11 protein-coding genes are annotated in these 11,034 nt (G+C 70.5%); 9 read left to right on the plus strand and 2 right to left on the minus strand.

All coding sequences use genetic code 11. The features are described 5' to 3' along the window. The first annotated feature begins 44 nt into the window (after positions 1 to 44). The 5 genes from E3O39_RS08625 to E3O39_RS08645 all read left to right on the plus strand — a co-directional run bounded on the left by E3O39_RS08625 (position 45) and on the right by E3O39_RS08645 (position 6,034). Positions 45 to 1,124: a LacI family DNA-binding transcriptional regulator gene (locus tag E3O39_RS08625; protein ID WP_134449379.1), complete on the plus strand. Its 1,080-nt coding sequence runs from the start codon at positions 45 to 47 to the stop codon at positions 1,122 to 1,124. A gap of 52 nt (positions 1,125 to 1,176) precedes the next feature. Beyond that, positions 1,177 to 2,946, plus strand: coding sequence for a methyltransferase (locus E3O39_RS08630; RefSeq protein WP_241985023.1), 1,770 nt, complete (start codon positions 1,177 to 1,179; stop codon positions 2,944 to 2,946). Positions 2,947 to 3,067: 121 nt separating this feature from the next. Next, complete coding sequence (locus E3O39_RS18955) at positions 3,068 to 4,516, plus strand: flavin monoamine oxidase family protein (RefSeq protein ID WP_134564453.1); 1,449 nt, start codon at positions 3,068 to 3,070, stop codon at positions 4,514 to 4,516. A gap of 319 nt (positions 4,517 to 4,835) precedes the next feature. Then, positions 4,836 to 5,099 carry a hypothetical protein gene (locus tag E3O39_RS08640; protein WP_134449380.1) on the plus strand — a complete coding sequence of 88 codons (264 nt, stop codon included), beginning with the start codon at positions 4,836 to 4,838 and terminating at the stop codon, positions 5,097 to 5,099. Between the two features lie 80 nt (positions 5,100 to 5,179). Next, entirely contained in the window at positions 5,180 to 6,034 is an 855-nt protein-coding gene (locus tag E3O39_RS08645; RefSeq protein WP_134449381.1) for an SDR family oxidoreductase, read from the plus strand. 17 nt (positions 6,035 to 6,051) lie between these two features. On the opposite strand, the gene E3O39_RS08650 is transcribed toward E3O39_RS08645, so the two are convergent. Together E3O39_RS08650 and E3O39_RS08655 are read right to left on the minus strand one after the other, a co-directional pair. Next, a complete protein-coding gene (locus E3O39_RS08650; RefSeq protein WP_134449382.1) occupies positions 6,052 to 6,843 on the minus strand; it encodes a Pr6Pr family membrane protein in 792 nt (263 codons plus the stop codon). A 26-nt stretch (positions 6,844 to 6,869) separates the two neighbouring features. Continuing rightward, positions 6,870 to 7,136 (minus strand): acylphosphatase, encoded by a 267-nt coding sequence (locus E3O39_RS08655; RefSeq protein ID WP_134449383.1) that lies wholly within the window; start codon positions 7,134 to 7,136, stop codon positions 6,870 to 6,872. A 113-nt stretch (positions 7,137 to 7,249) separates the two neighbouring features. Between E3O39_RS08655 and E3O39_RS08660 the strand changes: the two genes are divergently transcribed. The 4 genes from E3O39_RS08660 to E3O39_RS08675 all read left to right on the plus strand — a co-directional run. Next, positions 7,250 to 7,633, plus strand: coding sequence for a hypothetical protein (locus E3O39_RS08660; protein WP_134449384.1), 384 nt, complete (start codon positions 7,250 to 7,252; stop codon positions 7,631 to 7,633). Between the two features lie 152 nt (positions 7,634 to 7,785). After that, positions 7,786 to 8,628 (plus strand): carboxylesterase, encoded by an 843-nt coding sequence (locus E3O39_RS08665; RefSeq protein WP_134449385.1) that lies wholly within the window; start codon positions 7,786 to 7,788, stop codon positions 8,626 to 8,628. A gap of 109 nt (positions 8,629 to 8,737) precedes the next feature. Then, positions 8,738 to 9,601 carry a nuclease-related domain-containing protein gene (locus E3O39_RS08670; protein WP_134449386.1) on the plus strand — a complete coding sequence of 288 codons (864 nt, stop codon included), beginning with the start codon at positions 8,738 to 8,740 and terminating at the stop codon, positions 9,599 to 9,601. Positions 9,602 to 9,806: 205 nt separating this feature from the next. Further along, positions 9,807 to 11,034, plus strand: a 1,228-nt coding sequence (locus E3O39_RS08675) for a hypothetical protein (RefSeq protein ID WP_198413414.1), incomplete at its 3' end; no start/stop codon positions are given.

Here is an 11,034-nt window from a genome sequence, read left to right on the forward strand (position 1 = left end):
GGGCCTCGTGCCCGGGGCGCGAGGAGCACCGGCAGGGAGAGATCATGGGAGAATTCCCCACCGTCACGGACGTGGCGCGCGTAGCCGGGGTGTCCCGCCAGACGGTCTCCAACGTGATGAACACGCCCGGAATCGTGAAGGCCGATACCCGCGCCAGGGTCGAGGCGGCCATCAGTGCGCTCGGCTACCGTCCGCACGCCTCGGCGAGACGGCTGCGCACCCGGCGCAGCTCGACGATCGGCATCCGCCTCGACCCGATGATCGACGGCATCTCCGGCTCGGTACTCGACCGGTTCCTGCATGCCCTGACCGAGCAGGCCGATGCCAGGGGCCTGCGTGTGCTCCTGTTCACCGCCACGAGCCCCGAGGACGAGATCAGTCAGTTCCGGCGCCTGAACGACGGGGCGGATGTCGACGGTTTCGTCCTGACCTCGACGACCGCCGATGACCCGCGCACCGAGTGGCTGCTCGAGCAGGGCATCGCCTTCGTCACCTTCGGCCGGCCCTGGCGGAGCGACGACTTCACCGCGCCGCGCCACCCCTGGGTCGACGTGGATGGTTACTCTGGCCTGCACGCGGCGACCCGCGCGCAGCAGGACGCCGGTGCGACCCGCATCGCCTACATCGGCTGGCCGAGCCCGTCCGGCACAGGCGACGACCGTCGGCGCGGCTGGCACGACGCCATGCTCGAGCGGGGCGACGTCTCCGCGGAGGACCTCGCCCGCCTCGAGGTGGTCACGGCCGACGGAGTCGACCAGGGCGCGGCGGCCATGCAGCAGCTCGCCCGCACGGCCGGCGGCATCGACGCGGTGCTGTGTGCGAGCGACGCGCTCGCCCTCGGGGCGATGATCGCCAACCCGGCCCGGGTGCCGGTCACGGGGTATGACAACACGCCCATTGCGGCGGCGATCGGGCTCTCGAGCGTGGACCAGCCCGTCGACGAAGTCGCCGCCGCGGCCCTCGAGCTCCTCGCCGGCGAGTTCGAGGGGAAGTCCGGCGCGCCATCCGATCCGGCCCCGCCGCCCTTCCGGATGGTCACCCCGCGGCTCATCACCCGGCAGTTCGCGGCCATTCCCCGGGATTCGGTGCCCGTGAACGCCCTCGTCAGCGAGGTCTCGCGCTGAGTTGCGGACAAAGCACCGTCCTGCCTGCCGCGCCGTGCAGTTGAATGGGGGAGTGATCCCTGCACCGAATCCCGCCGCGCTCCCGGCGAAGAGCCTCGTCCTCATCCCGCTCCTGCGAGCAGACCTCGAAACGGCGCACTATTCCGTGGCGACCCTGAGCGGACTCTGGGGCCCCGAAGCGGATGCCGCGCTCCGCCGCAACCAGCGGGTCCCCGCCCTGCGGGCCCTCGCGGCCCTTCGCGCCAGGCTCGGTCGCGAGGAGCCGTCGGCGATCCTCGCGCAGCTCTTCGTGCTCGGACTCCCGGTGACGCGCGGCGCGCTGTCGGCGGCGCTCCCGAGCCTCGGGACGGCAGGTGCCGTCGCGCTCGGGCTCGTCGCCCTCGTCGGTGAGGATGACGAACCCCGCGCAGAACCCGGCGCAGAACCCGGCACAGAACCCGGCGCCGACGAGAACACCCTGCTCCGCCCGCTCGTCGAGCTCCGCCCGTACAGCTTCGTGGACGCCCACGGGGCCGGCAGCTGGTGGATCGCCTCCGACCTCGGCGAGCTCGTACTCGGGCACGCGCTCGGCGAGAGCCATGTGCTCGGCGTCGGCGGGGCATCCCTCACCCTGAGCGGCCTGCTGCTGCCGAACCCGGTCGACACCGCCCTCGACCTCGGTACCGGCTGCGGGATCCAGGCCCTGCACGCCTCCCGCCACGCCAGACGCGTCGTCGCGACCGACATCTCCGAGCGTGCTCTCGAGCTCGCCGCCCTCAACGCCGCACTCAACGGCGTGACCAACATCGAATTCCGGCTCGGCAGCCTGTTCGAGCCGGTCGCGGGCGAGCGCTTCGACCACATCATCTCCAACCCGCCGTTCGTGATCACGCCGCGGGCAGAGGGCGTGCCGAGCTACGAGTACCGCGACGGCGGCCTCGTCGGCGACGCCCTCGTCGAGTCCGTCGTGCGCGGAGCCGCCGAACACCTCACCCCGACCGGCGTCGCCCAGCTCCTCGGCAACTGGGAGTACCGCGCAGGCCAGGACGCCTTCGACCGCCTCGCCGACTGGCTCACCCCAGCCGCTGCCTCCGTCGACGCGAACCAAATCGACGGAGATTTTGCCGAAAAGACACCGGGGAAGCCGTCTTCGGCCCCTGCGGAGGGCGAATCTCCGTCGAATTCGTCAGGGCCCGCGCCGGCGCTCGACGCCTGGATCATCGAGCGCGAGGTGCAGTCGCCCGAGCTCTACGCCGAGACCTGGATCCGCGACGGCGGTACCCGGCCGGGCACGGCCGACTTCGACCGCCTCTACGATGCCTGGCTCGACGACTTCGCGGCGCGCGGCGTGACGCAGGTCGGCTTCGGCTACCTGCTGCTCCGCCGCCCGGACACCGCCCGGCCCGCGGCGGTTCCGCGGTTGCGGCGCCTCGAACGCCTGCACGGCGGCCTCGGTCACAACCCTGACGGCATCGGCAGCCACCTCGCGGCCTGCCTCGCCGCCCACGACTGGCACGCGGCCCTCCCGGATGACGACCTGGTCTACGCGACCTTGACCGTTGCCTCCGACGTCACCGAGGAACGCCACTTCTGGCCCGGCCAGGAGGACCCGACCCTGCTCACCCTGCACCAGGGAAGTGGATTCGGCCGGTCGGTGTCGCTCGACACCGCGCTCGCCGCACTCGTCGGGGCCTGCGACGGCGAACTCGCGGTCGGCGCGATCGCCGGTGCGCTCGCCGAGCTACTCGAGGTCTCCGAACGCGACCTCACCGCCGAGCTCCTCCCGCGCGTGCGCGAACTCCTCGACGACGGCTTCCTCCTCCCGCCAGAACTGCTCGCCTGACCCGGTCCCGACGTACCCGCCGGCGGCAGGCGACCGCCCGAACCGACCCCTGCGGTAGTTTGGAACCAACCGGATTCGTTCGGAGAGGAGGACGTGAGTGACACCCGACGCGCGGAACGCCATGAAACGTCGCACCTTCCTCATCGGAGTCACGGGTCTCTCGACCCTCGTTCTCACCGCGTGCGTGTCCCCGGCCCCGCGGCCGAGCGCATCCGCCACCGCTACGTCGACCCCCGCACCGACGCCCACCGTCTCGCCCGTGCCGAAACCCGCGCAGATGCGCCGCACCTCCTGGTCGGCCGACCCGTTCGCCCGCGGTTCGTACAGTTTCGCCGCCGTCGACTCCACGCCCGAGCAGCGCACCGCGCTCGCCCAACCCGTGCTCGACCGGGTCTTCTTCGCCGGCGAGGCCACCTCGACCGGCGCTCCGGGAACGGTGCAGGGCGGCCGCGACTCCGGTCTTCGCGCGGCCCGCGAGATCATCGCCGCCGCAGCGCCCGGCGAACGCATCGCCGTGATCGGGGCGGGCATCGCCGGGCTCAGCGCCGCGCGCATCCTCAAGGACGCCGGTTTCGACGTCGTCCTCGTTGAGGCTCGCGACCGCATCGGCGGCCGCATCGACACCGTCAGCGACAAGAAGTGGCCCTTCCCTGTCGAGCTCGGCCCGTCCTTCGTGAGCCACAGCGACACAACGTCCCTCGACGAGGAATTCACCCGCCTCGGCATCGCGACCACCCCCTTTCCGAGCGCGAGCGAGACCCGCACCAATGCCGGAATCGTCGTCGCGGTGCCCGACACCGGCGAAAAAGCCGTTGCGACCGCGCTCGCCTGGGCCACGAAACAGGCCAGTGACATGTCCGTGCAGGGCGCGCTCGACGGCTCGGGCGCGAGCACGCTGTCCACAGCGGATGCCGGTGACGGTGTTTCCGCGGCCGACTGGCTCGAATTCCGGGTCGCGACCGTTCTCGATATCGACGCGGGCGCATCCGTCGACCAGCAGTCGGGCTGGTACACGAGCGCGGACGCCGGAGCGAACGAGGACCGGATCGTGCTCGGTGGATATGCCCACCTGCTCACCAAGGCGGCAGAGGGCATCGACCTGCTCGACTCGAGCGTCGTCACCAAACTTGCATACACCGACACCGGCGTGAGCCTGCGTCTGGGCACGGGGGAGTCGCTCTCCGCCGACCGCGTGCTCGTCACCGTTCCGCTCGGGGTGCTGAAGTCCGGGGTGCTCGAATTCGACCCCGCGCTGCCCTTCGCGCACCGCGGCGCGATCGCCGACCTCGGCATGGGCACGCTCGACAAGGTCTGGCTGCAGTTCGACGAGCCGTTCTGGAGCACGACCGCGCCGCTGTGGACCACGGTCGGTGGGGACGAGGACTTCCGGGTCTGGATCAACATGATGCCGCTCACCGGGGAGCCCGTCCTGGTCGGACTCGTCGCCGGGGACACGGCGCTCCGGCTCGCCGGGACCGACGACGCCACGGTGCTTGCCGCCGCGCTGCGCGGGCTGACCCCGTTCTACGTGCCCCCGACGCCGAGCCCCACGCCGACACCCGCGCCCTGACGAACCCCATAAAGTCAATCCCGAGTATTTCTCACCAAACGGTGTAAGCTATGCCCAATGTCTAGTCGCTGAAGATTCCCGGGGCGAGCCGGGACTTCATGCAGGTGCGGTCCGCCGTTGTGCAGCTCCCCAAGGTTTAGTCGTTCCCGGGTTGGTGTTGCCGATGGCTGCCAATTGGGTGGGTTGCGTGCAACGGTCGTAAGACCCAGCAATGTACACATGTCGTGCCGTCGGCCACCCGAGCGCGGTCGCGGCTTCGGTGCCCCGCCACAGTCGCGACTGCAGTTCCCCTGTTTGACCGCGTGATTGATCGTGCCTCATGGAAACCCTGCTGGACCAAGAGCTGGACAGCCTGCTCGACTTCGATTCCGACCTCGCCTGCGAGGGTTCCCACCATGGCCGCGGCCTGAGCGGCCACCATCCGACCGCGCCCGGTGCCTACATGGTCATCTCGCCGTGCTGCGGCCCGAAGGTCGTGCAGTGCTCCCCGCGGGTGATCGCCATGCAGCACTCCGGCGTGCTCTACTGCGGCGCCTGCCGCAGCGAACACCTCACCGTGGAATACACCTTCATCCCGCTGTAGGCCGTTCCGCCCACTCCCTTCCGCTGTAGCATGCGAGGGCGCAGTTCGACCGCGCAACCGGATGCCGAGGGGAACCAGCCATGATCGCACTCACCGGAGCGACGGGGCTCGTCGGCGGCCTCGTTCGCGACCGCCTTGACGCGGCAGGAACGCCCACCAGGCTCATCGTGCGCTCGACCGCGCGGCTCGCGCGGCAGCATCCGGATGTCTGGACCGCCGGCTACGGCGATGCCCAGGCCCTCGCCCCCGCCCTCGCCGGGGTCGACACCCTGTTCATGGTGTCGGCGTCCGAGAGCGCCGAGCGGGTCACGGAGCACTGCACCCTGATCGACAGCGCCGTCGCCGCCGGAGTCGAGCGGATCGTCTATCTCTCGTTCCTCGGCGCCGATCCGCACGCCGAATTCACCCTCGCCCGCGACCACGCCGCAACCGAGACGCACCTGCGGGCGAGCGGCCTCGCATTCACCTTCCTGCGCGACAACTTCTACCACCGGCTGATCGCGCAGATGTGCGGCGCCGACGGCGTCATCCGCGGGCCCGGAGGCGAGGGCCGCATCGGCTCGGTCGCGCACACCGACGTGGCGGATGCCGTCGCGGCCGTCCTCGGCGGCGGCTCTCGTCACGACGGGGAGACCTTCACCCTCACGGGACCGCGCGGCTGGAGCCTGCGCGACGGCGCCGCGGAGCTCGCCCGGGTGACCGGGCGGCCGATCCGCTACGAGCGCGAGACCGAGCCCGAGGCGTGGGCGTCCCGCGCTCACTACGGCGCGCCGGACTGGGAGGTCGCGGGCTGGATCTCAAGCTATCTCGCGATCGCGTCCGGCGTGATGGATGTCGTGACGGACGACGTCGAACGCCTCACCGGGCATCCGCCCCAGGACCTGCCAGAGTACCTGCGCGCCACCCCCGACGCCTGGGCCCACCTCCGCCCCTAACCCCCGGCCATTACCCTTCAGCCCTGGGGCTTGAGGCCCCGCCAGCCGCGGGACGACCAGGTCAGCATGGCCGCGATCCCGGTGAAGAGCGCGACGGCGACCACGCAGTACAGCACCGTCTCGAGCGGGCCGCTGACCTGCTTCGGGTCGAGGAAGAAGTAGGGATACCAGCGCACCAGGGCGCCCCGGATCAGGGTGAACGCGCCCCAGATGCTCGGGACGACCATGACCCAGGCGAGCGTCGTCCATGGCAGCCGGGCCTTGCCGGTGTCGGTGAGCCAGTCGACGAGCGCGATCCCGGGGATCCAGAAGTGCAGCAGCTGCGTCGACCACGGCACCTCCATCGTGTACGCCCGCGACGAGGACTGGATCACGATCGCGAGGAACACGATGCCCGAGACGATCATGTAGGTCGTGACGAGCAGCCGGATCCAGTCGAGCCAGGGCGGGTCGACCTCCCGGCGAAGGGCGACGATCCCCGCGGCGATGAAGACACCGACCGCGGCGATGGCGCTCTGCACGGTGAAATAGCTGAAGTAGTTGTACACAATAAAGCTCTTGAAACCGAGGATGTAGCCGAAGTACCCGAGCAGTGCGAGCACCTCGGCGCCGGCCAGAACGAGCCGGACGATGCCGACGATCCGCCGTCGCGGGGAGTGAAGCGGGGAGCGAAACGGAGAGCGATCCGGGGAGCGCCGGCCCAAGCGCATCAGGGAACGCCTCGCCGAGCCCGGGCGCGCCAAGAGCACCGCGGCGAGCGACCCGGCCGGGTCGTCGGTGCGGGCGGGACGATCTGCACGCGCGCACATGCTTCAACGCTACGCCAGCGGGCAGGTCACTCGATCCGAAAGCCGTCGTCCCCGCGGTCCGGCATGTCCTCGACGTGCACGGTGTCGACCTGGGCAGAGGGCGGCCCGTGCCGCAGCCAGTCGAGCATCCGGTCGACGGATGCTGCCGGCCCCTCCACCTGCACCTCGACCGAGCCATCCCTGTGGTTGCGCACGAATCCCGCGAGCCCGAGTCGCCGGGCCTCTGCCTGCGCGTAGTACCGGAACCCCACGGCCTGGACCATCCCGCGCACCACCGCCTGTTTGCGAACCATCCCCCCAGTGTGCCCCCGATCCGGTTCCCTGTCCCGATCGGGGGGACGCCGGAATACAGCGCTCTTGCTACCGTGGGAGCGCTGAGCCGACCGAGGCCAGGCTGGGGAGTCACGTGAGCTGGACTACCGCACTGATCACGCCCGCATTGCCCGATCACCCGCTCTTCGTGTTCGCGGCCTATTTCGCCGTCGTGCTCCTGAGCGTCGCCCTGCCGTTCGCGGTGTCCCTCGTGCTCTACGAGGTCCTCCAGCTCTGGGCGGTTCGGCGCCGTGAGCGCGCAGAGCCCGACCTGCGGGCGCTCCTACTCACCGTCCTCGTCGCGGTGGCACTCGGCGTCATCGGCGTGCTGCTCCTGAAATTCGGCCTCACCGGCGCCCCGCCCGCGTCCGGCACGGCCGCGAGTCTCGGCGGGCTCGCCGCACGGCTCCTGATCGTGTTCGCGCCCCTGGCCGTTCTCGTCCTGGTGCTCCGCACCCTGATCGCCCTCCGCCGCTGACCGCTGCCGCTGACCGCTGCCGCTGACCGCATCGACTCAGCGGCACGCCCGCGGATGCCGCCGCCCTAGACGACGGGGACCGGTGCGGTTATCGTGCCCAGATCACCCGGCACCCGCCGCGTGAACCTGCCAGAAACCGAAACGGAGCTGAGATGGACGCATTGACCGCACCGGAACGAGCCGAGGTCGAGCGAGCGAACGAGTCGGGCCTGCGTCCGGTCGTGTTCGTTCACGGGCTCTGGCTGCTCTCGAGCAGCTGGGACCGCTGGCGCGGCCGCTTCGAGGCCGCCGGCTACACAAGTATCGCCCCCGGCTGGCCCGACGACCCCGAGAGCATCGAGGAAGCCAAGCGCGACCCCGACGTCTTCGCCCACAAGATGATCGCCCAGGTCACCGACCACTACCTCGACGCCATCAACGACCTCGCGATCAGACCCGCCATCGTCGGGCACTCCTTCGGCGGGCTGATCGCCCAGCGCCTGGCCGGTGAGGGAGTCTCCGCTGCAACGGTCGCGATCGACTCCGCACCGTTCCGTGGCGTGTTGCCGCTGCCGGCATCCGCCCTGAAATCGGCGTCACCGGTGCTGCTCAACCCGGCGAATGCCGGGCGCGCCGTCTCGCTCACCTTCGAGCAGTTCAGCTTCGGCTGGGCCAACGCCCTCGATACCGACGAGGCGCGCGCCCTGTACGACACCTATCACGTGGCCGCATCGGGCGTGCCGCTGTTCCAGGCCGCGACCGCGAACCTGAACCCGTTCACCGAGGCGCGGGTCGACTCGAAGAATCCCGAGCGCGGGCCGCTGCTCATCATCGCGGGGGACAACGACAACACCGTGCCGCTCGCGATCTCGCACGCGATCTACAAGCAGCAGAAGAAGAACCCGGGTCTGACCGAGATCGTCGAGGTGCCGAACCGGGGTCACTCGCTCACGATCGACCACGGCTGGGAGGAGGTCGCCGACCTCGCCATCGACTTCGTCAAGAAGCACGACTAGAGCAGGCGGGCGCGCGAGCGGGGGCAGCGGCTCAACAGGGGCGGCGGCTCAAACGGGGTGGGGCGGCGGATGCCGCGGCTCGCTAGTATCGATCCGGGGGAGCAATCATATGGTCGACAAAAGCACAATCGATCCGGGCAGTATCGACGACGGCCGCGTCGAAAACGAGGGCATGCGCCGCCGGTTCGCCGCGCAGGCCATCATCGACAAATTGCTGCGCCAGCAGGGTGCCCACCCGCGTCGCACCCGTCTCGCCCGCTTCCTCGGTCGTTCCCCGCTCGGCGGCAATGCCCTGGGCTGGTACCGCGGCGCGCAGGGAGAGCTCGCCGTCGGCGCACTGCTCGCCCAGCTGCCTCCGGAGTGGGCGGTCTTCCACGGGCTCCCCGTCGGGGTGAACGGCTGGGACATCGACCACGTCGTCGTCGGCCCCTGCGGCGTCGTCACCATCAACACCAAGCAGCACCGCCGTGCGGGGGTGCGGGTCATCGGCGAGAACGTCATCGTCGGGGACCGGGCGGTGCCCTACCTCGAACACGCGGCCTTCGAGGGCGAACGTATCGACACGCTCCTGCATGCCTACCTCGACTTCACCGTCCCGATCCACCCCGTGCTCGCGTTCGTCGGGCCGAAGGGTGTCGTCCGCATGGGCCCCGAGAACTCGGTCACAGTGCTCGACGCCGCCGACCTCGTGTCGTGGCTGACGGCCCTGCCGCGCGTGCTCACGCCGCTCGAACGGTTCCAGGTGATCGCGCTGCTCGACGATCCCGCGAGCTGGGCCGAAACCGTGCCGGTCGGCACGGGCGACGGCCTGATGGAGCGCTTCACCGTGCTCGACAACCAGATGCGGTCGGCGAGGTTGCAGCGCCTCGTGCTCGCCCCCCTCGAGGTCGTCGTCGGGCTCGGCGTCTCCGCCTACCTGGCCGCGAACCTCGGGATCGTCCTGGTCGGCGCTTTCTCCGGCTCGGGTCGCTGACTCCGCGGCTTCGCACTCACCGGTGATCGGCTGGGCGCCGCCCCAGGACGAGGTGCATCCTGCGTCACACCGCGTGTCCCGGGTGGGCAACCCGCACACAATGCTTCATATACACCCCATAACTTAACGAATGGAGCAATCCGTCTAGGATACTGGCGTAGCCTTGTTCCCACGGCCTATCCACGGGCCCGGGGAGGAGTAAGCCGTGTACACCCGCGTTGAGACCAGCTCCGCGGTGCAGCAGCTTGCGATCGGCCTTCACGACCCCGCCCGTGATCGACCCTGGGTCGTCGTCTCCTCACCGTTCGGAACAGCCATCCCCGAGATCGGCATCGATCAGCTCGCCACCCAGATCGGCGACGTCGCGCGCGTCTTCCTCGTGCAGACCGGAGAACTCACCCGGCAGCTCGGCGACCTGCTCCCCGCCCAATTCCAGGTCTACGGCAGCGCCGGCCGGTCATACCCCACCGGGCCGAACCCCTTCGCCGACCTGGCCAGGTCCCGCCTGCGCTTCACGCATGGCGACCCCCAGCACGCGACCGACCAACTCGTCACGGATGCCCTCGCTCACGCCCACCACGCCGGTCTCTTCGCGCTCGCCCCGGCATCCGTCATCACCGTCACCGGAACCGTCAAGGGCTTCATGCTGCACGGTTCCCGCGCCCTCGTCGAGCTCGATGACGGCGGCATGGCGACCATCTGGCAGGAACTCACCTACCCGCCCGTGCCGCTGGACTGGACCCTCTCGCCCGGCCAGCGCATCCAGGGCGCCCTCGATGCCCCGACCCACCGGCTCAATGTCGAGCTCAAACCGCCGACAACGGAGGTGATCGCCGAGCGCTACCCGCACGGCAGCGTCACCCTCGCCCTGGTGCAGAAGGTCAGCGCGCAAAAGGCCGTGCTCGCCCTGCACCCGCACCTCACGTTCACGATCACCCGCGCCGACATCTCGGCCAACCCGCGCGACCTCGTCGATACCCTGCTCTCCGAGGGCGACGTCGTGGCCGCGCGGGTCATGCACCTGCCGAGTGGCGCCCTGCACCTCGTGCTCAGCGACGTCGACGACGACGAGCCGGTGTTGCCGCCGCTCGCCGCCGTGCTCAACGGGCCGCCCTGGCTGCGCGAGAACCGCCCGCTGCTCCCGCTCGTCGAGGACGACGACACCGGAAGCGGCGACGACCTCGTCTTCGACCCGGCCATGTCCGCGAAGGGGCTTGCCGGGTTCGTTCGCGCGGCCGGCGCCGCTCTCGCCCAGGACGACCTGCACGGCGAGGCCGGTTTCCCCGACGCGCTTGCCGGTGCGCTCGCCGGTGCTGGCGCCGTGCGGCCATCGCCCGCCGACCTCGCCGCTCCCCGGCCGATCGTGCCGCGCCCGTTCCCCGGGCCCGGCCGCGTGCACGCCGTGCGCCGGCCGACACCCGCGACCGCGGGGT

The sequence above is a fragment of the Cryobacterium sp. MDB2-A-1 genome (assembly GCF_004402675.1).
In the GTDB taxonomy this organism is placed as follows: Bacteria; Actinomycetota; Actinomycetes; order Actinomycetales; family Microbacteriaceae; genus Cryobacterium; species Cryobacterium glucosi.

What these genes read in the sequence shown, in the direction of transcription:
- E3O39_RS08650 (WP_134449382.1), bottom strand. Translation starts at nt 6,843, where the DNA reads ATGTGCGCGCGTGCAGATCGTCCCGCCCGCACCGACGACCCGGCCGGG.
- E3O39_RS08670 (WP_134449386.1), top strand. Translation starts at nt 8,738, where the DNA reads ATGGTCGACAAAAGCACAATCGATCCGGGCAGTATCGACGACGGCCGC.
- E3O39_RS08655 (WP_134449383.1), bottom strand. Translation starts at nt 7,136, where the DNA reads ATGGTTCGCAAACAGGCGGTGGTGCGCGGGATGGTCCAGGCCGTGGGG.
- E3O39_RS08625 (WP_134449379.1), top strand. Translation starts at nt 45, where the DNA reads ATGGGAGAATTCCCCACCGTCACGGACGTGGCGCGCGTAGCCGGGGTG.
- E3O39_RS18955 (WP_134564453.1), top strand. Translation starts at nt 3,068, where the DNA reads ATGAAACGTCGCACCTTCCTCATCGGAGTCACGGGTCTCTCGACCCTC.
- E3O39_RS08665 (WP_134449385.1), top strand. Translation starts at nt 7,786, where the DNA reads ATGGACGCATTGACCGCACCGGAACGAGCCGAGGTCGAGCGAGCGAAC.
- E3O39_RS08645 (WP_134449381.1), top strand. Translation starts at nt 5,180, where the DNA reads ATGATCGCACTCACCGGAGCGACGGGGCTCGTCGGCGGCCTCGTTCGC.
- E3O39_RS08640 (WP_134449380.1), top strand. Translation starts at nt 4,836, where the DNA reads ATGGAAACCCTGCTGGACCAAGAGCTGGACAGCCTGCTCGACTTCGAT.